The organism is Azospirillum lipoferum, assembly GCF_024170005.1.
Classification (GTDB): domain Bacteria; phylum Pseudomonadota; class Alphaproteobacteria; order Azospirillales; family Azospirillaceae; genus Azospirillum; species Azospirillum lipoferum.
This window is the reverse complement of record NZ_JALJXJ010000028.1, coordinates 1-23,695: the sequence shown is the minus strand read 5'-3', so window position 1 is coordinate 23,695 and position 23,695 is coordinate 1. Positions and strand designations below refer to the sequence as shown.

Below are 23,695 nucleotides of genomic sequence, written 5' to 3'. Positions count from 1 at the left end.
GTCCCATCATTTCTTGCCCTGCAACAGCGCTTCCGGATGGCGTTCCAGATAGTCGGCCAGCACGCGGAAGGACCGCGCGGCGTCGTTCAGCTGCCGCATCACGCCGGCCAGATCGGCTTGTCCGCCCCCGCCGCCCAGCAGCCCGTTGGCATTCTTCAGCGTGCCTTCCGCCGCCGTCGCTACGCCGCGCAGACTCTTCGCCAACTCCGGCAACTGCCGGTCGGCGTCACGCATCAGCGCGTCGGCACTGCCCAGCGCCTTGGCAAGGGCCGCCAGCGACCGCGCGAGGTCCGGCGATCCGGCAAGCCCGCCGACCGACTGCAAGGTGCCGCGCAGGTCGGCAATCAGCCCGTCCAGCGGCAGGGCGGAAACCTTCTCCATCACCACGCCCGCCGAGGCCATGATCGAATCGAGGTCGCTGGACGCCACCGTCGGCAGTTCCGACCGTTCCGATCCCGGTGAGGGTGGCAGGCCGGGCGCGTAATCGAAGGACACCAGTTTCTGCCCGGTGATCAGGTTGCCCGACGCCAGCCGGGCGCGCAGACCCTTCTGCACCTGCGTGGCAATCAGCTTGCGCACCGCCGCCTCGTCCATCGGCTTGCCGTCGATCACGGCATAGGTCCGCGCGACCAGATCGGGTTCGAAGTCGATGTCGACGGGGATGTGCAATTCCTCCCTGGCCTCATCATACTCCAGCCGCACGGCGGCGACATGGCCCACCGTCAAGCCGCGCATCAGCACCGGGGCCCCGGCCTGCAACCCCTGCACCGATCCGGGAAACTCCAGCCGGTAGCGCACCCGCAGCCGGTCGCGGGCGGCGGCGGCGGCGGCCTGATCCTCGTAGAGCGTGAAGCTGGCCCAGTCGAGCGCCTGCGCCCCAGCCGCCGGATCGGGCGGGGTTTCCAGAACCACGCCGCCCAGCGCCAGCGTCTTCAGCGATTCGGTCTGGAACTTGATGCCGTCGGCCCCGGCGGAGAACTGGATGCCCGACGACCGCCAGAAGCGGCTTCCCTCATGCACAAGCCCCTCATAGGGCGCGCGGACGAAGATCGCCACCGCCACGCTGCGGTCCTGCGGCGACAGGTTGTAGCCCATAACCTCGCCCACCTGGACACCGCGGAAGTAGACGGGAGAGCCCTGGGCCAGAGACCCCAGCTGTTCGGTCTTCAGGTTGAAGCTGCGGCCCGGCACGTCGGCGCGGACCACCGGCGGTTCGTCCAGCGCGTCGAATTCCCGCCGGTCGTCGCCGCCGCCGGGCTCCATCTCCACATAGGTGCCGGACACCACGGTGCTGAGACCCGACACCCCGCCAAGACTGAGCCGCGGTGCGACCATCCAGAAGCGAGTGCCGTCCTTCAGATGGCGGGCGGCGGTGCGGTCCATGCGGGCGGTGGCGATCACCTGGGACAGGTCGTCGGACAGCCGCACCGATTCGATGACGCCCAGATCGACGTTCTTGTGCTTGATGCGGGTCCGCCCAGCCTCCAGCCCCTCGCCGGACTGGAAGGTGATGACGATCTGCGGCCCGCGCTCCTCCAGCCAGCGCCAGCCGAGCCAGCCGGCGATCAGCGCCGCCACCAGCGGCAGCAGCCACAGGAAGGACAGCCTGCGGCGTGTCGAGACCGCGACCTCCGGCAGATGCGGAGGCGGGGGAGAGGCCGAAGAAGACGGCTGACCGGCGTCAGTCATGCCGCACCCCGTCCGCCCGGTCCCACATCACGCGCGGATCGAAGATGTGGCTTGCCAGCATGGTCAGGATGACCACGGCGGCGAAGGCTACCGCGCCGGCATCGGCGCGGACGGAAGCGACGGCGCCGAACTGCACCAGTGCCGTGAGAATCGCGATCATGAATACGTCCACATTAGACCAACGCCCGATGGCATCGATGAAACGGTAGAGCCGGGTCCTTCCCTGCAGCCGCGCGGCCGATCCGCGCCATGCCGCAACGACGAACCAAGCCAACCCACCCAGCTTCAGCAACGGCACCGCGATGCTGGCGACGAAGACCAGCAGGGCCAGCGGCCACATCCCGGATCCGGCCAGTTCACCGACGCCGCCCAGAATCGTGCTGGGGTCGCCCTGGCCGAAATTGACGACGGTCATCACCGGCAGCAGGTTGGCCGGCACATACAGGATTGCGCTGGTCGCCACCAGCGCCGTGGTCCGTCCCAGGCTGTCCGGCTCCCGCGCATGCAGGCGGCTGCCGCAGCGGGTGCAGCGGTCCGGTGCAGAATGGTGGCCGTGGCCATGGACGCGCTGGCAGACCGAACAGGCGACCCAGCGCTGCGGTGGCGGCGACGGGTCGGCAGGCACATGGTCGATGGCCGACCACAGCATCCGGCGGTCGAGTCCCTGGTCCATCGCGCTGATCGCCAGCACATAGCCACCAAGCGCCAGACCGCCGGTCAGCAGTTCCGCATTGGCGAAGCCATGGAGCTTGGAATAGCCGACCAGCAGGCCGAGCAGGAAAACGTCCAGCATCGCCCAGGGACGCAGCGACTCGGTCAATGCGAAAAGCCGGGCGGTCGTGCGCGGCGACTCCGGCGGGCGTCCGCCATGCAGGCGAAGCATCACCACGATCACCCCGACGATACGCACCAGCGGCGCCCCCAGCACCAGCAGCCCGACCAGCAGCGACAGCGGCCACATCCCCTGGTCGGCCAGCGCCTCGATCCCGGTGGTGACCAGACCGGCACGGTCGTTGCCCTGGATGTGCACCGCCATCAGCGGGTTCACGGCGATCAGACCAAGCAGCAGCAGCGCCGTCAATGCCATCGGCAGGGCATGATGCGGTCCTCCCGCGACATGACGGTACAGCTGCGCGCCGCACCGTGTGCAGACGGCCCGGCCGCCACGGGGCAGCTCGCGGATACGGTGAAGCCGGCCACAATCCGGGCAGCCGACCAGATCGTCCCGAATCGTCACCCGATGCTGCCCCAACCCTACCTTGCCCTGCCAACTCGACATGCACGCGCCCGAACCGATTTTATCGCAAATCCCACACTCCAATTGGCTTTTTCAAGCGGCTGCGCAAGCCCCGGCGAACGGGGTAGGCGGTTTTCCGCCGCAACGCAACATGACCGGTCGCCGCATTGGGAATTCACGATTGACCGAAAGATTATGTACATACATTATCTCCGAAACGTCACATCGCGACGCGGCGCGGAGAGCGGGGTGCAGGGGTTGGTAGGGCAAGGCCTGACCGGACAGAACCGCGGTAACGGACCGGCTTCCCCGCCGGAACATCCGGTGCAGACCGGCCTCACCATCGACAGTCTCCCCGCAGATAGCGCGCTGGACGGCCGCGGCCCCCTGTTCGATCAGATCAAGCGTGCCGTGGCCGGCCAGATCCTGCGCGGCCGCTGGCAGGCTGGCCAGCGCCTCCCCAACGAGGCCGAGCTGTCCAGCCTCTACGGCGTCTCCCGCCAGACCGTGCACAAGGCCATCGCCCTGCTGGCCCGCGAAGGCTTCCTCGTCCGCCGCCGGCGCGCCGGCACCTTCGTCGCCACCGGCCGCCGCGACCGCTTCGCCCTGCCCATCGAGGACATCGGCGACGTGGTGGCGCGGGAGGGGCGTGTCTATGAATTCCGCATCCGCGACCGCAGGTCCCTTCGCAACGGCGAAGGCATCCGCTGGCCCGACCTTCCGGACGGAACGCCGATCCTGGCGCTGGAATGCCTGCATTTCAGCGACGGAACGCCGATCCAGCACGAACGCCGGCTGGTCAACCTGGACGTCGTGCCGGAGGTGGTTGACGAATCCTTCGATGTCGTGGCACCCAGCCGATGGCTGGTCGACCGGGTTCCCTGGTCGTCGGCCGACCACACCGTGCGTGCGGTCAACGCCACGGCGGAGATGGCCGCGCTGCTGGGGGTAGAGGCTGGGGCCGCCTGCCTGTCGATCCGCCGGCAGACCATGCATCTCAGCCGGCCGGTGACGCTCGTTCATTTCCTCTCGGTCGGGGACCGGTTCACCCTCAGCGGGTCGTCGATCACCGACAGCGCAACCGAGTTGAATTTGTAAACACAAAAGGACCGGCGACAGGCGCCGGCCACAGCAGGGGTGACTTCATGATGGAGAGCAAGGCTATGGTTCGGACGATGCTCAAGACGGCGCTGCTGGGCGCCACGCTGCTGGTCGCTGGCACCGCCGCCGGCACGGCGATGGCCGACACGCTGGCCGACGTGAAGAAGGCGGGCGTCCTGACCGTCGCCACCGAGATGCAGTTCCCGCCCTTCGATTTCCTTGAAAGCAACGAGTACAAGGGCGTCGACCGCGACCTGATCGACGAGGTGGCGAAGGAGCTGGGCGTCAAGGCCAAGTATATGGACCTGCCCTGGACCAGCGTGCTGCCCGGCCTGGAAGCCAAGAAGTTCGATCTGGTGATCGCCCCGGTCACCATCACGAAGGAGCGCATGAAGCGCTATTCCTTCACCGTTCCGATTTCCGAGGCGACGGCCGCCCTGATGAAGCGCGCCGACGACAAGACCATCAACAAGCCGGAGGACATCGCCGGCAAGAAGGTCGGCGGCGGCAAGGGCACCTCGCAGCTGGCCCAGGTGAAGGAGTTCGGCCAGACCCTGCCGACCCCGCCGGACGTGCGCGAATATGTGGACAGCAACCAGTCCTACGCCGATCTCGCCGCCGGCCGTGTCGACGCCTCGGTCAACTCGCTGCCGAACCTGAACTTCGCTGCCGCCCAGCGTAAGGACACCTTCGCCGTCGTCCTGCCGCCCTTCGGCAAGCCCTCCTACTTCTCCTGGGTCGGCCGTCTCGCCGACGATGACAAGAGCCTGATCGAGGCGGTCAACACCGCCCTGGTGAAGATCCAGAAGGACGGCCGCATGGCAACCATCCAGAAGAAGTGGTTCGGCGTCGCGCAGGAGTTGCCGACCACCGTTCCGGAACCGCAGCTGTAAGGTAAAGCCGGATCAATCCCTCTCCCCCTTTCGGGGAGAGGGAACCGGTTCCGATACCGCCGACGAAGGCCCACCCAATGAAGTTCAGCGTCATCATCGACGCCCTTCCCTATCTGCTGGGGGCGGCCGTCACGACCATCTGGGTCTCGCTGCTCGGCGTGCTGCTGGGACAGGTGATCGGCGTCATCGTCTGCGTGGCGCGCCAGTCCGGCGGCCGGGCGGCGGACATGGCCGGCGGTGTCTATGTCAGCTTCTTCCGCGGCGTGCCGCTGCTGATCCAGCTTCTGCTGATCTACTACATGCTGCCGCTGATCGGCATCGACGTCCCGCCACTGGTCGCCTCCATCGCCGCCCTCGGCCTCGCATCGGGCGCCTATGTGTCGGAGATCTACCGCGGCGCGCTGAACGCCGTACCGCATGGCCAGTCGGAAGCGGCGCTGGCGCTGGGCTTCCCCGGCCAATCGATCTGGACGCGCATCCTGCTGCCGCAGGCCTTCCGCATCTCGGTCCCCGCGCTGGTCAACGAGTTGATCCTGCTGCTGAAGGCATCCTCGCTGATTTCCGTGGTGGGGGTGGCCGAGCTGACGCGGACCAGCCAGACCATTTCGGCCAGCAACTACCGCCCGCTGGAGATTTATCTGGCGGCCGGCGTCATCTACTTGGCGATCAACAGCGCGCTGGCCCTGTTCGGCACGCTGGTCGAACGCCGCTTGCAACAGGCCTGACCCGATGTTGGACTTCGCCCTTCTCGTCCAGTACGGCCCGGCGCTGCTGCGCGGCTTCGGCGTCACCATCCTATGCTGGGGCGCCGGCTGCCTGATCGGCATGGCGCTGGGCTTCGTGCTGATGCTGCTGCGGCAATTGCCGGTGAAGCCGCTGCGCTGGATCATCCGCGCCTATATCGAGGTGATCCGCGGCACGCCCTTCCTGATCCAGCTCTTCCTGCTCTACAGCGGCGGCCCGTCCATCGGCCTGCGGCTGGAGGCGACGACCGCCGGCATCCTCGGCCTCGGCATCTACGGCAGCGCGTACTTCGCCGAGATCTTCCGCGCCGGCTATCAGGCGGTGCCGAAGGGGCAGGTGGAGGCGGCACTCAGCCTCGGCATGTCCTATGGCTCGATCCTGCGCCGGGTGATCGTGCCGGCGATGCTGGTGTCGACCATTCCGGCCATCGTCAACATGATGGCGATCCTGACCAAGGAAACGGTGGTGCTGTCGATCATCACCGTGCCGGAACTGATGTACGAAATGCAGACGATGGCGGCGGAAACCTTCGCCACCTTCGAGACCATCCTGGGGATGGCGCTGTTCTACTGGCTGCTGGTGGAGGTGGTATCGCGCCTGGGCCGCCGGCTGGAGGCGCGCGCCACCCGTTTCCTGACCCATGCCTCGCCGCAGGGGTCGTCGTCCGAGACCGCAACCGCGAGGGCGTGATGACAGCCGTTTCCCAAACCGCCACTCCGCCGCGCGCAACGGTCCAGGGCGATGCCGTACCGATGGTCTCGATCCGCGGCGTCGGCAAGAGCTTCGGCACCAACGAGGTGCTGCGGGACATCGACCTGACCGTCAACAAGTCGGAAGTCGTCTGCCTGATCGGTCCCAGCGGATCGGGCAAGAGCACGCTTCTGCGCTGCATCAACTTCCTGGAGGTCTATGACCGCGGGGAGATCCGCATCGAAGGCAAGCTGGTCGGTTATAGCGACGAGACGCCGCGCCGCCGCCTGTCGAACCGCGACCTGCGGAGCCTGCGCCGCAACGTCGGCATGGTGTTCCAGCAGTTCAACCTGTGGCCCCACATGACCGCGCTGGAAAATGTGGCCGAAGCCCTGGTGCAGGTCCGTGGCATGGACAAGGCCGCCGCCGCCGCCCACGCCCGCCGGATGCTGGACCGGGTGGGTCTGGCCGCCAAGGCCGATGCCTATCCCGCCCGTCTGTCCGGGGGTCAGCAGCAGCGCGTCGCCATCGCCCGCGTCATTGCGATGGAACCCCACCTGATGCTGTTCGACGAGCCGACTTCGGCGCTGGACCCCGAATTGGTGGGCGAGGTGCTGCAGGTCATGCGTGATCTGGCGGCGGACGGCATGACCATGGTTGTGGTGACCCATGAGATGGGCTTCGCCGCCAACGTCGCCGACAAGGTGGCCTTCCTCGACCGTGGCCGGATCGCCGCCTTCGGCACGCCGCGCGAGGTCTTCCATGAATCCACGGAACCACGGGTGCAGCAGTTCCTGCAGACCTATCACGAGCGGAACAGTTTTTAGGCTGATTGTGAAGCCGAGGTGGGAGCAAGTGCCGCCGCAGCCACGCTCCCCCTGGCACCCCGCCCGCAAACCGGCTAAGAACCTTTCGCACGCGCAATAGAACTGCAACGCGAAAGCCCCGTTCCCGTCGATGATCGAACTCCGGTCCGTCACCCACACCTATGGCGACCGCCCCGTCCTGCACGACCTGTCGCTGCGGCTGGCCGAGCGGCGCATCGCCATCCTCGGCGGCAACGGGTCAGGGAAGAGCACGCTGGCCCGCCTGCTGAACGGCCTGATCGTCCCCACCACCGGCACGGTCGCCGTCGATGGACTCGACACCCGCAGCGACGGCCGGGCCGTGCGCCAGCGGGTCGGCTTCGTCTTCCAGAATCCCGACACCCAGATCGTCTACCCGACGGTGGAGGAAGACCTCGCCTTCGGGCTGAAGGCGCGCAAGTTGCCGAAGGACGAGATCGCCCGCCGCGTTGCCGGGGCACTGGAACGTTACGGCCTCGACCGCTACCGCCACCAGCCGGCCCACCAGATGAGCGGCGGCGAGAAACAGCTGCTCGCCATTGCCGGGGTGCTGGTGCTGGAGCCTGCCTATGTCATCTTCGACGAACCGACCACCCTGCTCGACCTGCGCAACCGCCGCAAGGTGATCGAGCTGCTGCGCGGCCTGCCGCAGACGGTGATCGTCGTCACTCACGACCTCGACATGATCAAGGACTTCGACCGGGCGCTGGTGCTGGAAGACGGCCGGGTGGTCGCCGATGGCCCGCCCGCCGAAACCGTGCCTGCCTATATCGAGCGGCTCGGCTGATGCTGGGCCTCTACCTGCATCGGGAGTCGGTCATCCACCGCCTGCCGGCGGGGGCGAAGCTGGGCGGGCTGCTGCTGGTGACGGTGGCGGTGCTGGCTCTGCCTAGCGCCTGGGGAGCGTTGGCCGCCGGGCTGATTGGCGCCGCGGTGCTCGTGGCGGCGCGGCTGCCGGCCGCAAGGGTGCTGGCGGAGTTGCGGGCGCCGGTCGTGATGCTGACCCTGCTGTTCGGCTTCCAGGCCCTGCTGGCCGGCGGAGGGTGGGAAGAGACGGCCATCGCCGTCGCCCGCTTCGCCACCCTGATCCTGCTGGCGACGCTGGTCACGCTGACCACCCGCGTGATGGACATGGTCGACCTGTTCGAGCGTCTGTTCGGCCTGTTGCGCCCGGTCGGGGTCAATCCGGCGAAGATGGCGCTGATGCTGGCCCTGACCATCCGCTTCATCCCGCTGCTGGGAGAACAGGTGCGCGAGGTGCGGATGGCCCAGCGTGCCCGCGGTGTGGAACGCAACATAGCCGCCCTGTTCGTTCCGCTGCTGGTCAAGATCCTCACCATGGCCGATGATCTGACCGCCGCCCTGGAAGCGCGCGGCTACGACCCAGCCGAACCCGAGACCAAAAACAGCACCTAACGATAACAACACCAGCCGAAGGAAGCGTCCACCATGCTGTCAACCCGCGACCTCGTCCTCTGTGCCCTGTTCGCCGCCCTGCTGGGCGGGCTTGGCATGGCGCCGCCGATCCCGCTCGGTTTCCTGCCGGTGCCAGTCACGGCGCAAACGCTGGGCGTCATGCTGGCCGGCACCATCCTGGGAGCCAAGCGTGGCGGCATCGCAGCATTGCTGTTCGTGCTGCTGGTCGCGGCCGGCCTGCCGCTGCTGGCCGGCGGCCGCGGCGGCATCGGCGTGCTGATGGGTCCGACCGGCGGCTTCGTGCTGTCCTGGCCGGTCGCCGCCTTCGTCACCGGCTGGCTGGCGGAGCGCTTCGCCACCAACGCCAACCCGGTCCGCCTGTTCGCGGTCAGCGTCCTCGGCGGCATCCTGGTCGTCTATGCCGGCGGCATTCCCTGGCTGTGGCTGGTCGCCGGCCTGCCGATCGACAAGGCGGTCTTCGGCTCTCTGGCCTTCGTGCCGGGCGACCTGATCAAGGCCGGTGTCGCTGCCGTCGCCGCCTCGGGCGTCCGCCGCGCCGGCATCCTGCCGATCCATGCCTGAAAGAATAGCGCCTGAAAGAATGGCGCCTGAGCGGCCCTCTCAGACCGGCAGCTACATGAGGACGGACAACCTCGCCCGTCCCTTTTCGCTGGCCGCCGAACAGGCGCCCGGCCATCCGGCACTGGTTTTCGGCAATGAAAGGGTGGCCTACGGCACCCTGCTGGAACGGGCGCGGCGGGCCGGCGCCGGCGTATCCGCCCTGCGCCGGGACGGCGCGCCGCCACGCGTGGCGCTCAGCCTCGGCAATCGGGCGGAGCTGCCCGCGCTGTTCTTCGGCATCGTCGCGGCGGGCGGCATCGTCGGGTTGCTCGACCCGAAATGGAGCGCCGCGCAGACCGAAGCCGCCGTCGAGACTCTCCGTCCCGACCTGCATCTGACGACCGAGACGGCATCCGCCTGGATCGCGGCGCAGCCGGCGGACTGGACCATCCCGGCGGTCGATCCGAAGACGCCTTTCCTGGTCGGCTTCACCTCCGGCACCACCGGGTGGCCGAAGGCGTTCATCCGCAACCAGGGTTCCTGGCTGGCGACCCTGGAGGCAAGCCGGGTCGAGTTCAGCATCGGCCCGGACGACATCGTGCTGGTGCCCGGACCGCTGGTCCACGGCTTGGGCCTCTATGGCGCAGTGGAGGGATTGTCGGCCGGCGCCACGGTGCGGGTGCAGCCGAAATTCGACGGAGGCGATGCGGCGGCCCAGTTGGCGGAGCGCGGCGTCACCACGCTGGTTCTGGTGCCGACGATGCTGGTCGCGATCCTCGACGCGGCCGAGCGCGATGGTCGGCGCTTCCCGGCCCTGCGCCGGGTGGTCTGCTCCGGCGCCAAGCTGGCACCGGCCGTGCACGACCGGCTGGCAACCCTCTGCCCCGACGCCGCCGTGCTGGAATATTACGGCGCGTCGGAATTGAGCTTCGTCAGCCTGCGCTCGTCCCGCGAAGGCGCCCCCGCCGACAGCGTCGGCCGTCCCTTCCACGGGGTGGAACTGAGCCTGCGCGACGACGACGGCAAGCCGGTAGAGCGTGGCCGGCCCGGCACCGTCTGGGTGCGCAGCGGCATGCTGAGCGACGGCTATCTCGGCACAACCGACGGCGCCGGCTACCGGGAACAGGACGGCTGGGGCACGGTCGGCGATTACGGCTGGATCGACGGCGAAGGCTGGCTCCGTCTGGTCGGCCGGGCTGGCGACATCGTCATCACCGGCGGCCTGAACGTCTATCCGGCGGAAGTCGAGGCGGCCTTGCGCGCTCATCCCGCGGTGGCGGAGGCGGTGGTGTTCGGCCTGCCCGATCCCTATTGGGGCGATGCCCTGTCCGCCGTCGTCTGGTGGCGCGGGCCCCTGCGCGCATCGCTGGCCGACCTGCGCGGCTGGTGCCAGGAGCGGCTGGAGGCCTACAAGGCGCCACGGCGGGTCTTCGCTGCCGCCGACATGCCCCTGACCGGCAGTGGCAAGATCGCCCGCGCCGATGTCCGCGAGAGGGCGAAGGCCGGCGGGCTGGAGGTGGTGGGGTGAGCGCCCGCCCGATCATCGTCGCCGCACGCCGCACTCCCGTCGGACGCATCGGCGGCACCTTGCGCGAACTGCCCGTCGAGGATCTCGCCGCCGCCGTCATCCGTGCCGTACTTGCCGATGCCGGCATAGACCCAGCGGAGGTGGACGAGGTGCTGCTGGGCAATGCGGTCGGCCCCGGCGGCAATGTCGCAAGGTTGTCGGCGCTGGCGGCCGGGCTACCGGTGTCCGTGCCCGGCGTCACGGTGGACCGGCAGTGCGGATCGGGGCTGGAGGCGGTCAACCTCGCCGCCCGGTTGGTGCAGTCCGGGGCCTGCGAAATCGTCCTCGCCGGCGGGGTGGAGAGCACCAGCACCGCGCCATGGCGTGTCGCCAAACCGTCCAGCCTCTACCGCAGCCCGACCTTCTACGACCGCGCCCGCTTCGCCCCCGACGAGGTCGGCGACCCATCAATGATCGAGGCGGCGGAAAACGTCGCCGCCGCTTATGGCATCGACCGCGACCGCCAGGACCGATACGCCCTGGACAGTCACCGCAAGGCCGTGGCCGCACAGGCCGCCGGCCGGTTCGACCGCGAGATCGTCCCCCTCACCCTGCGCGACGGCCGGATCATCGATTGCGACGAATGCCCGCGCGCCGACACCAGCCTCGACCGCTTGGCCGCCTTGCGTCCCATCCGGCGACCCGACGGCACGGTAACCGCCGGCAACGCCTGTCCCGTCAACGACGGTGCCGCCGTGGTCGCCGTGATGTCGGAGCGGAAGTTCCGCGCGTTCGGCCTCACCCGCGGCCTGGCGGTGGTCGACAGCGCCTCGGCAGGGGTGGACCCGAAGCTTCTCGGCACCGGCCCGATCCCGGCGGTGACCAAGCTGCTGGCCCGCAACCCCGGCCTGTCCATCGCCGATATCGACCTCGTCGAGTTCAACGAGGCCTTCGCCGCCCAGGTGCTGGCCAGCCTCGATGCGCTCGGCATCGACCCGGCGCGCGTGTCGGTCGGCGGCGGCGCTCTGGCGCTCGGCCATCCCTATGGTGCGTCCGGAGCCATCCTGGTGACGCGCCTGTTCACCGAACTGCTGTTCCCGACCGCGGGCAGTGCGCCCCGCCGGGGCCTCGCCACGCTCGGCATCGGCGGCGGGCTGGGGCTCGCCACACTTCTGGAGCCTGTTTGAATGACCAGCGCCCCTGCGGCCGGGGATAGTTTCCGGTCGGCCTTCCGTCACCGCGCCTTCGCCCTGTTCTGGAGCGCGCGGGTCTGTTCGATGCTGGCGATCCAGATGCAGGTGGTGGCGGTCGGCTGGCAGGTTTATGCCATGACCGGCGACCCGCTCGACCTCGGGCTGGTCGGGCTGTTCCAGTTCCTGCCCTCCTTGGCCCTGGTGCTGGTCGCCGGCCATGTGGTCGACAACAACGACCGCAAGACGGTACTGTTCGGCGCCCTGTCGATCGAGATGATCGCGGTCGCCGTCCTGTTCCTGCTGACCATGGCGGGCGCCCTGTCGCCCCACGCCATCTTCGCCGTGGTGGCGCTGATCGGCCTCGCCAAATCCTTCGAAGGACCTGCCAATCAGGCTATTCTGTCGGCGACCGTGCCGGTGGAGGATCTGCCGAACGCCGTCGCCTGGCAGTCGTCGGGAGTCCAGGTGGCTCAGATCTCCGGCCCGGCGCTGGGTGGGCTGCTCTACATCGCCGGTCCGGCGGCGGTCTATGGCGTCAGCACGGCGATGCTGGTGCTGTCGGTCCTGCTGATCGCCGCCTGCCGGCCGCGTCCGGTCGCGATGACCAAACGCGCCATGAGCCTGACGAGCATGTTGGCGGGTGCTGCCTTCATCCGCAGCCGGCCGGAAATCCTGGGTGCCATCTCGCTCGACCTGTTCGCGGTTCTGCTGGGCGGGGCGACGGCGCTGCTGCCGATCTATGCCCGCGACGTGCTGCTTGTCGGGCCATGGGGCCTCGGCCTGCTGCGCTCCGCCCCGGCGCTGGGGGCGCTCGCCATGGCGATGGTCATCACCCGCTGGGGCGTGAAGCGCCACGCCGGCCGATGGATGCTGATCGCGGTGGCCGGGTTCGGCGCTGCCACCATCGCCTTCGGCCTGTCAGCCGACCCGGTGCTGTCCTTCATCGCCCTGCTGGCGGTCGGCGCCACCGATCAAGTCAGCATGTTCGTCCGCCAGACGCTGATCCAGTTGTCCACCCCCGACGAGATGCGCGGCCGGGTCGGCGCCGTCACCTCGCTGTTCATCGGCGCGTCCAACCAGTTGGGCGAGTTCGAATCCGGCAGCGTCGCGGCGCTGGTCGGCGCGGTGCCGGCGGTGGTTCTGGGCGGTGTCGGCGCAGTCGGTCTGGCCGGTCTATGGGCGGTGATGTTCCCGGCGCTGCGGCGGGTGGACAGGCTGCTGGGACGGTAACCAACACCGCCCCAGCCCGGTTCCTTTACGGATACCGGATCGTCACCTTGTCGGCCGCCTGCTTGGCCCGCGCCCGTGCATCGTCGGTATCGGTGCCGGTGGCGAGCGCCACGCCCATGCGGCGGTTCTTGCGGGTGGTCGGTTTGCCGAACAGGCGGACATCGACCTCCTGCTCCGTCGAACCCAGGCTCAGCGCCTCGGCCAGCCCGTCGATGCGGAAACTCTCCGCTTCGCGGTCGGCCAGGATGACGGCGGAGGCCGACGGGGCACGGCACACGATGTTCGGGATCGGCAGGCCCAGGATGGCGCGGGCGTGCAGTTCGAACTCCGACAGATTCTGCGACAGCAGCGTGACCATGCCGGTGTCGTGCGGACGCGGCGACAGTTCGGAGAAGATCACCTCGTCGGCGGTGACGAAGAACTCGACGCCGAAGATGCCATAGCCGCCAAGATTGTCGACGACACGTGCCGCCATCGCCTTGGCGTCGTCCAGCATCGCCTGCGGCATCGCGACCGGCTGCCAGGATTCCTGATAGTCGCCGCGCTCCTGCCGGTGGCCGATCGGCTCGCAGTAAAGGATGCCGTCGCGGGTACGGACGGTCAGCAGCGTGATCTCGTACTCGAAGGGAACGAACTCCTCGACGATCACCTTGCGGCGGTCGCCGCGCATGTTCGCCACCGCATAATCCCAGGCGGCCTCAAGCCCGGCGGCGTCCCGCACCGTGCTCTGCCCCTTGCCCGACGAGGACATCACCGGCTTGACCACGCAGGGAAATCCGGTGTGCTCCGCCCCGGCGCGCACCTCCCCAAGACTCTCGGCATAGCGATAGCGCGAGGTGCGCAGGCCGAGTTCCGTCGCGGCGACCTCGCGGATGCGGTCGCGGTTCATCGTCATGGTGGCGGCACGGGCGGACGGGACGACCGTGGTTCCGGCATCCTCGAACTCGTGCAACACCTCGGTGCGGATCGCCTCCACCTCCGGCACGATATAGTCGGGGCGATGCTTGGCGATGGCCGCGCGCAGGGCGTCGGCATCGAGCATGGAGAACACCTCCGCATGATCGGCGACCTGCATCGCCGGCGCGTTGGCATAGCTGTCGCAGGCGATGATCTCGCAGCCCAGCCGCTTGGCGGCAATGACGAATTCCTTGCCCAGTTCCCCGGAGCCGAGCAGAAGGATCCTGGCGGTGAACATCCATGCACTCCCGATATTGGCGACAGCTTGCCGAACCATAGGGCTTCCCCCCGGCCGGGCCAAGTCCTGCCGTAAACCTCCCGTATGCACCTGCCAAGCGGGAACGTTGCAGCGCAAATATTTCTAAAAAGAAATTATAATGGTAACGGATGAAAAACTCCGCTCATGTGTTCATGCGTAAATGAAGCGCTATCTTCGGGAGGCGGCGATGAAAACGGTGGCAAGGCGCAGATTTTTTGGTGGCAGGACCGTGATGGCCGCTTGCCTGGCAGCCTCGCTGGCCCTGCCCGGCTGTGCCGGCAACGGCAACGACGATATGGCGGGCGCCTTGCTGATCGGCGCGGCGGTGGTCGGGCTGGGCGTGCTGGCCGCCACTGCCGGCAATGACGACGATGATGACTACAGCCGCAACCGGAACCAACGCCATCGTAGCGGGTACGATAACAGCGGGTATTACGGCAACGGCTATAACAGCGGCTATCGCAGCGGTCGGGGCCGTGGCGGCTACAGCCCCTATGCCGGCAACGGCCAGTGCGACGATGCCCGTTACCGCACCTCCAACGGCGGGCATGCCGAATCCGGCACCGACGAATGGGATTGCCGCCGCTTCGGCGACGGCCGGAAATAGGCGCCAACTGGTTGACCGCCGATCAGCGCCGCCGCCCCTCCAGGTTCTTGCGCACGATGGCGGCGATGATCAGCAGGAAGGCCAGCAGGCGCAGCAGATAGACCCAACTCTGCTCCTCCCGCTCCAGACCGCCCAGCGCCAGAACGATCTGGTTCAGCGCCAGCAGCAGAAAGGCCAGCGAGAAGCTGACGAACAGCGCATCGCGCGTCCGCTTCCAGAAGCTGAGGAAGAACAGGCCGGCGACGGCATAGAGTGCCGCAAGTGCGCCCGTGAAGAAGCTGGAGGTGGTGGGCAGCATCACTCGGCATCCCAGATGAAACCATACAGCAGCACGCCCACGCCGGCCATGGCGGAGAATTGGCGCAGCGGCAGCAGGTCGACCTGCGTCGGCAGGACGACGACATCGATGAACAGCAGCAGATTGTTCACGGCCAGCCCGACGAAGCACAGCGTGCTCCACAGCAGAAGCCGGCTGCGCGAGCGCAACCAACTGCGCAGCAGCAGGACCATGCACAGCAGGCTGGCAGCGAAACACAGCAGATAGACCGCCGATTTCACGACATCCATACCGGCGCCCCCACCCCGCTCTCCCCCCGACGGGGACGGCACGCAATCCTGGCTATGAAAACCGCGGTCATTTCATTCACTGGGTTCAATCGTTGAGGCGGAAGCGGAAGGAGTCGGCAAAGATCTGCACCTTGTTGCCGGGAGCCGCGAAGATTTCCCGGATGATGGCGGACGGACGGGTGGCGTAGGCTTGCTCGATCTCCTCCACCCACCGGTCCAGTATCGGCGCCGCCGGCTGGTAGCGGTGCAGGCCGTCGGACTGGGCCACCAGCAGACCGGCGCCGAGGAAGCCCGCCAGGGCCTCCTGCACCACCACCTCGCTGCCGCGCAGTTCGCTGACCAGATCGCCGTTCGACCAGTCGCGGCCGGGGTTCCGCCGCAGCAGAAGAAGAAGCTCCAACGCCCAGACAGACCGGATCGAACCTCGCAACAGGGTAAGCGCATCGTCGGACAAAACCATGAACCGGAACCTGACCTGATATGCACAACCGGCGGCGTGGGGGAACGCCGCCCTCGATTCCCCTCATCAGCCCCGGACAACCTCCGCCGGGGCGAGAGGAGCCTGCAAATCCAGCGCGCGCCGCAGGGCACGGGCCAGATCGCCGTCGCGGTAAGGCTTGGACAGCGTTTCCGCCCGTCTCAGCACAGCCCCAAGAACGGCGCCAGGGTCGGCGGTGCCGCCGGTGTCGGTAGACGCGCCGGCCTCCGGTTCCGGCGCTGTGGTTCCGTTGGCATAACCGGACGCGAACAGCACCCGCAGCGAGGGATGGCGGCGCAACCCCTCCAACGCCAGTTCGCGCCCGTTAAGTCCGCCGGGCATGACGATGTCGGTGAACAGAAGATCGACCGGCTGGCGGTCCAGCAGGGTCAGCGCCGCCTCCGCCCCGTCGGCTTCCAAGACGCGGTAACCCAACGCCGCCACCGCTTGTGCTGCGACCGACCGCACGTCGGCGTCGTCATCCACCACCAGCACGGTCTCGCCACGGCCGATGAAGGCCTCGTCGGCACCATCCTCGTCGGCTCCAGCACCATGGACGGCGTCCATCGCCGCCCGCGGCAGATAGAGGCGGAAGGTGGTGCCGGCCCCTGGCGTGCTGTCGATGCCGATCAGCCCGCCCGACTGCTTGACGAAGCCGTGGATCATGGCGAGTCCCAGGCCGGTGCCCTTCCCCGTCTCCTTGGTGGTGAAGAAGGGCTCGAAGGCACGCTCCAGCACATGCGCCGGCATGCCGCAACCGCTGTCCGCCACCGACAGCAGGATGTAGTCGCCGGCCGGAACCGACATGCCGTGACCGGTCTGTGGCTCGGCAAAGCGGGTGTTGGCGGTGCTGATCCGCAGGGTGCCGCCGCCGGGCATGGCGTCGCGCGCGTTGATGACAAGGTTCAGCAGGGCCGATTCCGCCTGCGAGCGGTCGACCGAAGCGGTCCACAGCGGCTCGGCATCGGCCGACGGCGCCTCGATGGCGATTGTGACGGCGCCACCCAGCGTGCGCTCCATCAGTTCGCCCATGCCGGCGACCAGATCGCCGAGATCGACCGGTTCTGGATGAAGCTGCTGGCGCCTTGCAAAGGTCAGCAGCCGCCGCGTCATATCGGAACAGCGCAGTGCCGCCTGCAAGGCCATCTCCGCCCGCCGCGCCGCTTTGGGATCGTCGGCAAGGCCAGGAACCAGCCGTTCCAGGCTGCCGATCACCACCATCAACATGTTGTTGAAATCGTGGGCGATGCCGCCGGTCAACTGGCCGACCATCTCCATCTTCTGGGCATGGGCGAGCTGCTGCTGAGCCTGGCGCGTCTCGGTCACGTCCGTGATGGTCCCGAACAGCTCGGTCGGCTTGCCGTCCTCGTCACGCACGACCACCGCCTGGTCCAGCAGATGGCGTTCGCCGCCGTCCGGACCGCGCCAGCGATACTCCACCGTGGTCAGCCCGGTATCATGGATCGACGCCAGCTGGCGCAGAACCCGGCTGCGGTCGTCCGGGTGCAGCCCGGATTCCCAGAAATTCGGGTCCTCGATGAAACGGGCGGCGGCACAGCCCAGAACCGTCTCCGTCGTGTCGGACAGATAACGGAACGGGATGCCTGGCGTCAGGTCGGCGGTGTAGAGCACGATGGGAAGCTGGCTCAGGATCAGCGCCTGCCGCTCCTCCGACCGCCGCAGCGCCTGTTCGGCCTGCCGCATCTCCCGCCGCACCCGTTCGTTCTCGTCCAGCAGGCGCTGCTTGGCCTCGACCTCGCGCTTCACCTCCTCCGTCTTGCGGTAGAGATCGACGAAGACCGCCACCTTGCATTTCAGGATCTGCGGATCGACCGGCTTGAACATGTAATCGACGGCGCCGGAGGCATAGCCGCGGAAGATGTGGGTCTCGTCCTTGTTGATGGCGGTCAGGAAGATGATCGGGATGTGGCGCGACTTCTCGCGCAGGCGGATCAGTTCCGCCGTCTCGTAGCCGTCCATGCCCGGCATATGCACGTCCAGCAGGATCAGGGCGAAGTCCTGGCGCAGCAGATGCTTCAACGCCTCCTCCCCCGACCGGGCGAGCACCAGCTGCGCGCCCAGATCCTCCAGCGTTTCGCGCACGGCGAACAGGTTTCGCGGATCGTCGTCGACGATCAGGATCGCGACGTCCGCCTTGTCGGGCTGCGGATGTGAATCGGTGGTCATGGTTCCGCTTTCCCATCCCGCAGGAACGGCGGCCGGCGGCGGCGTGACAGTGGCCGAAGGCGTAGCCCCCGGGGTGGTCATAGGGACGGCAGGCACCACCTCCACCCCGCCGGTCGGCTGGATGGTGCCCGGCTGAACGCTGGTGGTGCCGAGCAGGCGCGACCGGCGGGCCGCCGGCACCAAACTGGAGACCGGCGGGACGAACGGAGCGCGCCGCACCGCCCGCAGCGGCCGCAGCTTGCGCCGGGTCATGCCTGCACCCCACCGCGCGGCTGCGGCCGGCCGCTCCGGGCGGTCCAGATCCGCAGCAGCGACAGCAGATGGTCGATGTCCACCGGCTTGGCGATGTAGTCGGTCGCCCCGGCTTCGATGCATTTGTCGCGGTCACCCTTCATCGCCTTGGCGGTGACGGCGATCATCGGCAGGGCACGGAACTCGTCGATGCTGCGGATCGTGCGCATGGTCTCATAGCCGTCCATCTCCGGCATCATGATATCGACCAGCACCACGTCGACGTTGGGGTCGGCGCGCAGCCGTTCGATCCCCTCGCGCCCGCTTTCGGCATGCAGGACCTCAATCTTGTGAGCCTCCATCACGCTGGCCAGCGAGAAGATGTTGCGGATGTCGTCGTCGATCACCAGCACCCGCTTGCCGGCCAGCGCCGGGTCGTGCTGGCGCAAGTCGAGGATGCTGCGCCGCTTCTCGTCGGGCAGCCGGTCAACGGCCCGGTGCAGGAACAGTGCGGTCTCGTCCAGCAGCCCGGCCGGTGAGCGAGCGCTCTTCAGCACCACCGTTTCGGCCAGCCGGCGCAGCCGCGCCTCGTCTTCCGCCGCGATGTCGGCTGCGACATAGACCACCACCGGCATCCAGGCGAGCGTGTCGCGAGTGCGAAGCCATTCCACCAGTTCGAAATCGACGGCGACCGGACCGGACAGGGTCGGGCTCGACAAATCCAGCACCATGCAGTCGAAGTGGTCGGCGCTCAGCGCCGCCATCGCCGCCTCGATCGACGTGACGGTGTGCGTCTCCACATCGCCGTTGCCGATCAGCGCGGCGACGCCGCCCGGCTGCGGGCTGTCCTTCTCCACCACCAGCAGCTTGCGGTGGTCGCGCTCCTTGAAGCTCTTCACCCGGTTCAGGGCATCGAAGATCGCCTCGCGCTCGACCGGCTTTTCCGAATAGTCGAAGGCGCCCATCGCGAGGCCGCGCCGCCGCTCGTCCTTGGCGGAGATGACGTGGACCGGGATGTGCCGGGTCTGCGGGTCGCGCTTCAGCAGGTCGAGAAGCGCCCAGCCATCCATGTCCGGCAGCCCAATGTCGAGCAGCACTGCGTCCGGCCGGTATTTGCGTGCCAGCGGCAGAGCCGCCGACCCGCCGCTGGACAGGATGGTGCGGAAGCCCTTCTCCCGCGCCAGATCCAGCAGGATGGAGGCGAAGGTGTTGTCGTCCTCGACGATCAGCACCACCGGCTCGCCGGGGCGCAGCCGCTCGCGGTCGTCGCTGGCCGGCTGCATGTCGAGCAGCGCCAGCCCTTCCTGCGGACCGGACGCCACCACCGGACGGGTCGCCGACTCCGTCCGCTTGGGCAGCAGGGCGGTCGACGGCATGGTGGCGCTCGCCGCGGCGATGGCAGGGGTGCCCAGCGGAGTGACCGGCTCGGCGACGATGTCGTAGCTGCGCGGGACGAACAGCGTGAAGGCGCTGCCCTTGCCGGGCGTGCTGGCGACGCGGATTTCACCGCCCAGCAGCCGCGCGATCTCACGGCTGATCGACAGGCCGAGCCCCGTGCCGCCGTATTTGCGGCTGGTGGTGCCGTCGGCCTGCTGGAACGCTTCGAAGATGATGCGCTGCTTGTCTTCCGGAATGCCGATCCCGGTGTCGATGACGGTGAAGGCCAGCACCGACGATGCGGTATCCAGCGTTGGGTGCGCCGCACTCCACCCTTCCGTCGCCGGGGCGACGCGGAAGGTGATGCCGCCGGTCTCGGTGAACTTGAAGGCGTTGGACAGCAGGTTGTTCAGCACCTGGGCCAGCCGCTTCTCGTCTGTCTGGACGCTGGCGGGAAGCGCTGCGTCCATCTCGATGGCGAAGTCCAGCTTCTTCTCCTGCGCCAGCTGCGAGAAGGTGCGCTCCACATGGTTACGCAGGTCGCCCAGCACGACCTCGCCGATCTCCAACGTGACGGTGCCGGACTCGATCTTCGACAGGTCGAGGATGTCGTTGATCAGCCCCAGCAGATCGGAGCCGGCGGCGTGGATGGTGCGGGCGAACTCCACCTGACGGTCCGACAGGTTGGTGTCGGGATTGTCGGCCAGCAGCTTGGACAGGATCAGCAGGCTGTTCAACGGCGTGCGCAATTCGTGGCTCATGTTCGCCAGGAACTGCGACTTGTATTTGGAGGTCAGGGAAAGCTGTTCCGCCTTCTCCTCCAGCGCCGCCTTGGCGAGCACGACCTCGCGATTCTTGCGCTCGACCTCGATGTTCTGCTTCTCCAGCTGTTCGGCCTTCTCCTCCAGCGCCTCGTTGGTGGTGGTCAGCTTTTCCTGCTGGGCCTTCAGCAGCTCTTCCGACTTGCGCAGCGAGGCGGCCTGCTGTTCCAGCCGCTCGTTGGTGGTCTTCAGCTCCTCCTGCTGGCTCTGCAGTTCGGTGGTCAGGCGCTGCGACTGCTTCAACAGGCCCTCGGTGCGCATGTTGGCGGCGATCGTGTTCAGCACGATGCCGATGCTCTCTGTCAGCTGTTCCAGGAAGCTCTGGTGCGTCTCGCTGAAGCGGCCGAAGCTCGCCAGTTCGATCACCGCCTTCACGTCGTCCTCGAACAGCACCGGCAGGACGATGATGTTCAGCGGCGGCGCCTCGCCCAGGCCGGAGCTGATGGCGACATAGTCGCGCGGCACGTTGGTCAGCAGGATGCGCTTCTTCTCGTAGGCGCACTGCCCGACCAGCCCTTCCTTCAGGTGGAAGCGGTTGGACAGGTTCTTGCGCTCCTTCAGCGCATAGGAGGCGACCAGCTCCAGCAGCGGCTCGTCGCGGTCGCGGGTGGCGACGTAGAAGACGCCGTGCTGGGCGTTCACCAGCGGCGCGATCTCCGACAGGATCATGTTGGAGACGGTGACAAGATCGCGCTCGCCCTGCAGCATGCGGGTGAATTTGGCGAGGTTGGTCTTCAGCCAGTCCTGTTCCGCATTCTTCAGCGTGGTGTCGCGAAGGTTGCGGATCATCTCGTTGATGTTGTCCTTCAGCGCCGCGACCTCGCCCATCGCCTCCACGGTGATGGAGCGGGTCAGGTCGCCCTTGGTCACCGCAGTGGCGACCTCGGCGATGGCGCGCACCTGGGTGGTCAGGTTGGCGGCCAGCTGGTTCACGTTCTCCGTCAAATCCTTCCACAGGCCGGCAGCACCCGGAACGCGGGCCTGACCGCCCAGCTTGCCTTCGATGCCCACCTCGCGCGCCACGTTGGTGACCTGATCGGCGAAGGTCGCCAGCGTGTCGATCATGCCGTTGATGGTGTTGGCCAGCGCCGCGATCTCGCCTTTGGCGTCCACCGCCAGCTTGCGCTTCAGGTCGCCGTCGGCGACCGCGGTGACGACGCTGGCGATGCCGCGCACCTGACCGGTCAGGTTGGCCGCCATCATGTTCACATTGTCGGTCAGATCCTTCCAGGTGCCACCGACACCCTCGACCTTCGCCTGACCGCCCAGCTTGCCTTCGGAACCCACCTCTCTTGCGACGCGCGTCACTTCCGAGGCGAAGCTGTTCAGCTGGTCCACCATCGTGTTGATGGTCGATTTCAGTTCGAAGATTTCTCCCTTCACATCGACGGTGATCTTCTTCGACAGGTCACCCTTGGCGACCGCGGTGGTGACTTCGGCGATGTTTCGCACCTGGCCGGTCAGGTTCGCCGCCATCATGTTCACATTGTCGGTCAGGTCCTTCCAAGTGCCGGCAACCCCCTTCACCTGGGCCTGACCGCCCAGCTTGCCTTCGATACCCACCTCGCGCGCCACGCGGGCGACTTCGGAGGCGAAGCTGTTCAGCTGGTCCACCATGGTGTTGATGGTGGATTTCAGTTCAAGAATTTCGCCCTTCACGTCGACGGTGATCTTCTTCGACAGATCGCCATTCGCGACCGCGGTCGTCACCTCGGCGATGTTGCGCACCTGACCGGTCAGGTTGGTCGCCATGGCGTTCACATTGTCGGTCAGATCCTTCCAGGTGCCGGCAACCCCCTTCACCTGGGCCTGGCCGCCCAGCTTGCCTTCGGAGCCCACCTCGCGCGCAACGCGCGTCACTTCCGAGGCAAAGCTGTTCAGCTGGTCCACCATGGTGTTGATGGTGGATTTCAGCTCCAGAATCTCGCCTTTGACGTCGACGGTGATCTTCTTCGACAGATCGCCATTCGCGACCGCGGTCGTCACCTCGGCGATGTTGCGCACCTGACCGGTCAGGTTGGTCGCCATCGCGTTCACGCTGTCGGTCAGGTCCTTCCAGGTGCCGCCGACACCCTTCACCTGGGCCTGACCGCCCAACTTGCCTTCCGAACCCACCTCTCTTGCGACGCGCGTCACTTCCGACGCGAAGCTGTTCAGCTGGTCCACCATCGTGTTGATGGTGTTCTTCAGCTCCAGGATTTCGCCCTTCACCGGCACGGTAATCTTCTTCGACAGGTCGCCGTTTGCCACGGCGGTGGTCACGTCGGCGATGTTGCGCACCTGACCGGTCAGGTTGGCCGCCATCAAATTCACGCTGTCGGTCAGGTCCTTCCAGGTACCGCCGACACCTTCGACCTTCGCCTGACCGCCCAACTTGCCTTCGGAGCCCACCTCGCGCGCAACGCGCGTCACTTCCGACGCGAAGCTGTTCAGCTGGTCCACCATCGTGTTGATGGTCGACTTCAGCTCAAGGATCTCGCCCTTCACGTCGACGGTGATCTTCTTCGACAGGTCGCCCGTCGCGACGGCGGTGGTCACGTCGGCGATGTTTCGCACCTGACCGGTCAGGTTGGCCGCCATCATGTTCACGCTGTCGGTCAGGTCCTTCCAGGTGCCGCCGACACCTTCGACCTTCGCCTGACCGCCCAGCTTGCCTTCCGAACCCACCTCTCTTGCGACGCGCGTCACTTCCGACGCGAAGCTGTTCAGCTGGTCCACCATCGTATTGATGGTGGATTTCAGTTCCAGGATCTCGCCCTTCACATCGACGGTGATCTTCTTCGACAGGTCGCCCTTGGCGACGGCGGTGGTCACCTCGGCGATGTTGCGCACCTGACCGGTCAGGTTTTCCGCCATCATGTTGACGTTGTCGGTCAGGTCCTTCCAGGTACCGCCGACACCCTCCACCTTCGCCTGACCGCCCAGCTTGCCTTCCGAACCCACCTCTCTTGCGACGCGCGTCACTTCCGAGGCGAAGCTGTTCAGCTGGTCCACCATCGTGTTGATGGTCGATTTCAGTTCCAGGATCTCGCCCTTCACATCGACGGTGATCTTCTTCGACAGGTCGCCCTTGGCGACGGCGGTGGTCACCTCGGCGATGTTGCG

20 protein-coding genes are annotated in these 23,695 nt (G+C 67.3%); 12 read left to right on the top strand and 8 right to left on the bottom strand.

The window, feature by feature from the left end; translation table 11 throughout:
• Positions 1-6: 6 nt before the first annotated feature.
• Both J2848_RS34940 and J2848_RS34935 read right to left on the bottom strand, forming a co-directional pair.
• On the bottom strand, positions 7-1,689 hold the full coding sequence (locus tag J2848_RS34940; protein ID WP_149233297.1) for a PqiB family protein: 1,683 nt from the start codon (positions 1,687-1,689) through the stop codon (positions 7-9).
• Entirely contained in the window at positions 1,682-2,968 is a 1,287-nt protein-coding gene (locus J2848_RS34935; protein WP_246194063.1) for a paraquat-inducible protein A, read from the bottom strand. The genes J2848_RS34940 and J2848_RS34935 overlap by 8 nt, the downstream gene beginning before the upstream one ends.
• A gap of 282 nt (positions 2,969-3,250) precedes the next feature.
• On the opposite strand from J2848_RS34935, the gene hutC reads away from it, so the two are divergent.
• The 11 genes from hutC to J2848_RS34880 all read left to right on the top strand — a co-directional run bounded on the left by hutC (position 3,251) and on the right by J2848_RS34880 (position 13,106).
• Positions 3,251-4,024, top strand: coding sequence for a histidine utilization transcriptional repressor HutC (gene hutC, locus J2848_RS34930; RefSeq protein WP_246194062.1), 774 nt, complete (start codon positions 3,251-3,253; stop codon positions 4,022-4,024).
• Between the two features lie 65 nt (positions 4,025-4,089).
• Positions 4,090-4,920: a transporter substrate-binding domain-containing protein gene (locus J2848_RS34925; RefSeq protein ID WP_246194061.1), complete on the top strand. Its 831-nt coding sequence runs from the start codon at positions 4,090-4,092 to the stop codon at positions 4,918-4,920.
• 77 nt (positions 4,921-4,997) lie between these two features.
• Positions 4,998-5,645 carry an amino acid ABC transporter permease gene (locus J2848_RS34920; RefSeq protein ID WP_149233294.1) on the top strand — a complete coding sequence of 216 codons (648 nt, stop codon included), beginning with the start codon at positions 4,998-5,000 and terminating at the stop codon, positions 5,643-5,645.
• Positions 5,646-5,649: 4 nt separating this feature from the next.
• Positions 5,650-6,354 carry an amino acid ABC transporter permease gene (locus tag J2848_RS34915; protein ID WP_149233293.1) on the top strand — a complete coding sequence of 235 codons (705 nt, stop codon included), beginning with the start codon at positions 5,650-5,652 and terminating at the stop codon, positions 6,352-6,354.
• A complete protein-coding gene (locus J2848_RS34910) occupies positions 6,354-7,181 on the top strand; it encodes an amino acid ABC transporter ATP-binding protein (RefSeq protein ID WP_149233292.1) in 828 nt (275 codons plus the stop codon). Before J2848_RS34915 ends, J2848_RS34910 begins: the two co-directional genes overlap by 1 nt.
• A gap of 130 nt (positions 7,182-7,311) precedes the next feature.
• Positions 7,312-7,986, top strand: a complete 675-nt coding sequence (locus J2848_RS34905) for an energy-coupling factor ABC transporter ATP-binding protein (protein WP_149233291.1) — start codon at positions 7,312-7,314, stop codon at positions 7,984-7,986.
• Positions 7,986-8,615 (top strand): energy-coupling factor transporter transmembrane component T family protein, encoded by a 630-nt coding sequence (locus J2848_RS34900; protein ID WP_149233290.1) that lies wholly within the window; start codon positions 7,986-7,988, stop codon positions 8,613-8,615. Before J2848_RS34905 ends, J2848_RS34900 begins: the two co-directional genes overlap by 1 nt.
• A gap of 33 nt (positions 8,616-8,648) precedes the next feature.
• The gene (locus J2848_RS34895) at positions 8,649-9,197 is read left to right on the top strand and encodes a biotin transporter BioY (protein ID WP_149233289.1); all 549 of its coding nucleotides are present in this window, start codon (positions 8,649-8,651) and stop codon (positions 9,195-9,197) included.
• 55 nt (positions 9,198-9,252) lie between these two features.
• The gene (locus J2848_RS34890; protein WP_149233288.1) at positions 9,253-10,704 is read left to right on the top strand and encodes a class I adenylate-forming enzyme family protein; all 1,452 of its coding nucleotides are present in this window, start codon (positions 9,253-9,255) and stop codon (positions 10,702-10,704) included.
• Entirely contained in the window at positions 10,701-11,870 is a 1,170-nt protein-coding gene (locus J2848_RS34885; RefSeq protein ID WP_149233287.1) for a thiolase family protein, read from the top strand. Before J2848_RS34890 ends, J2848_RS34885 begins: the two co-directional genes overlap by 4 nt.
• Entirely contained in the window at positions 11,871-13,106 is a 1,236-nt protein-coding gene (locus tag J2848_RS34880) for an MFS transporter (RefSeq protein ID WP_149233286.1), read from the top strand.
• Between the two features lie 25 nt (positions 13,107-13,131).
• On the opposite strand, the gene purT is transcribed toward J2848_RS34880, so the two are convergent.
• A complete protein-coding gene (gene purT / locus J2848_RS34875) occupies positions 13,132-14,301 on the bottom strand; it encodes a formate-dependent phosphoribosylglycinamide formyltransferase (RefSeq protein ID WP_149233285.1) in 1,170 nt (389 codons plus the stop codon).
• Between the two features lie 253 nt (positions 14,302-14,554).
• Between purT and J2848_RS34870 the strand changes: the two genes are divergently transcribed.
• A complete protein-coding gene (locus J2848_RS34870) occupies positions 14,555-14,929 on the top strand; it encodes a hypothetical protein (RefSeq protein ID WP_246194060.1) in 375 nt (124 codons plus the stop codon).
• Positions 14,930-14,951: 22 nt separating this feature from the next.
• Here J2848_RS34870 and J2848_RS34865 read toward each other — a convergent pair whose 3' ends face one another.
• The 5 genes from J2848_RS34865 to J2848_RS34845 all read right to left on the bottom strand — a co-directional run.
• Positions 14,952-15,227, bottom strand: a complete 276-nt coding sequence (locus J2848_RS34865; protein ID WP_149233284.1) for a DUF5985 family protein — start codon at positions 15,225-15,227, stop codon at positions 14,952-14,954.
• Positions 15,227-15,496 carry a DUF5985 family protein gene (locus J2848_RS34860; protein ID WP_174473790.1) on the bottom strand — a complete coding sequence of 90 codons (270 nt, stop codon included), beginning with the start codon at positions 15,494-15,496 and terminating at the stop codon, positions 15,227-15,229. The genes J2848_RS34865 and J2848_RS34860 overlap by 1 nt, the downstream gene beginning before the upstream one ends.
• A gap of 85 nt (positions 15,497-15,581) precedes the next feature.
• Complete coding sequence (locus J2848_RS34855; protein ID WP_149233283.1) at positions 15,582-15,956, bottom strand: hypothetical protein; 375 nt, start codon at positions 15,954-15,956, stop codon at positions 15,582-15,584.
• 66 nt (positions 15,957-16,022) lie between these two features.
• Positions 16,023-18,413, bottom strand: a complete 2,391-nt coding sequence (locus J2848_RS34850) for a response regulator (RefSeq protein ID WP_246194059.1) — start codon at positions 18,411-18,413, stop codon at positions 16,023-16,025.
• Positions 18,410-23,695: hybrid sensor histidine kinase/response regulator (locus tag J2848_RS34845; protein ID WP_253568836.1), on the bottom strand; the 5,286-nt coding region annotated here is incomplete at its 5' end. The genes J2848_RS34845 and J2848_RS34850, both read right to left, overlap by 4 nt.

Excerpts from the sequence above, each read along its gene's own strand:
- J2848_RS34940 (WP_149233297.1), bottom strand. The coding sequence starts at position 1,689 with ATGACTGACGCCGGTCAGCCGTCTTCTTCGGCCTCTCCCCCGCCTCCG.
- J2848_RS34935 (WP_246194063.1), bottom strand. The coding sequence starts at position 2,968 with ATGTCGAGTTGGCAGGGCAAGGTAGGGTTGGGGCAGCATCGGGTGACG.
- J2848_RS34925 (WP_246194061.1), top strand. The coding sequence starts at position 4,090 with ATGGTTCGGACGATGCTCAAGACGGCGCTGCTGGGCGCCACGCTGCTG.
- J2848_RS34920 (WP_149233294.1), top strand. The coding sequence starts at position 4,998 with ATGAAGTTCAGCGTCATCATCGACGCCCTTCCCTATCTGCTGGGGGCG.
- J2848_RS34915 (WP_149233293.1), top strand. The coding sequence starts at position 5,650 with ATGTTGGACTTCGCCCTTCTCGTCCAGTACGGCCCGGCGCTGCTGCGC.
- J2848_RS34910 (WP_149233292.1), top strand. The coding sequence starts at position 6,354 with ATGACAGCCGTTTCCCAAACCGCCACTCCGCCGCGCGCAACGGTCCAG.
- J2848_RS34905 (WP_149233291.1), top strand. The coding sequence starts at position 7,312 with ATGATCGAACTCCGGTCCGTCACCCACACCTATGGCGACCGCCCCGTC.
- J2848_RS34900 (WP_149233290.1), top strand. The coding sequence starts at position 7,986 with ATGCTGGGCCTCTACCTGCATCGGGAGTCGGTCATCCACCGCCTGCCG.
- J2848_RS34895 (WP_149233289.1), top strand. The coding sequence starts at position 8,649 with ATGCTGTCAACCCGCGACCTCGTCCTCTGTGCCCTGTTCGCCGCCCTG.
- J2848_RS34890 (WP_149233288.1), top strand. The coding sequence starts at position 9,253 with ATGAGGACGGACAACCTCGCCCGTCCCTTTTCGCTGGCCGCCGAACAG.
- J2848_RS34880 (WP_149233286.1), top strand. The coding sequence starts at position 11,871 with ATGACCAGCGCCCCTGCGGCCGGGGATAGTTTCCGGTCGGCCTTCCGT.
- purT (WP_149233285.1), bottom strand. The coding sequence starts at position 14,301 with ATGTTCACCGCCAGGATCCTTCTGCTCGGCTCCGGGGAACTGGGCAAG.
- J2848_RS34870 (WP_246194060.1), top strand. The coding sequence starts at position 14,555 with ATGGCCGCTTGCCTGGCAGCCTCGCTGGCCCTGCCCGGCTGTGCCGGC.
- J2848_RS34865 (WP_149233284.1), bottom strand. The coding sequence starts at position 15,227 with ATGCTGCCCACCACCTCCAGCTTCTTCACGGGCGCACTTGCGGCACTC.
- J2848_RS34860 (WP_174473790.1), bottom strand. The coding sequence starts at position 15,496 with ATGGATGTCGTGAAATCGGCGGTCTATCTGCTGTGTTTCGCTGCCAGC.
- J2848_RS34855 (WP_149233283.1), bottom strand. The coding sequence starts at position 15,956 with ATGGTTTTGTCCGACGATGCGCTTACCCTGTTGCGAGGTTCGATCCGG.
- J2848_RS34850 (WP_246194059.1), bottom strand. The coding sequence starts at position 18,413 with ATGACCCGGCGCAAGCTGCGGCCGCTGCGGGCGGTGCGGCGCGCTCCG.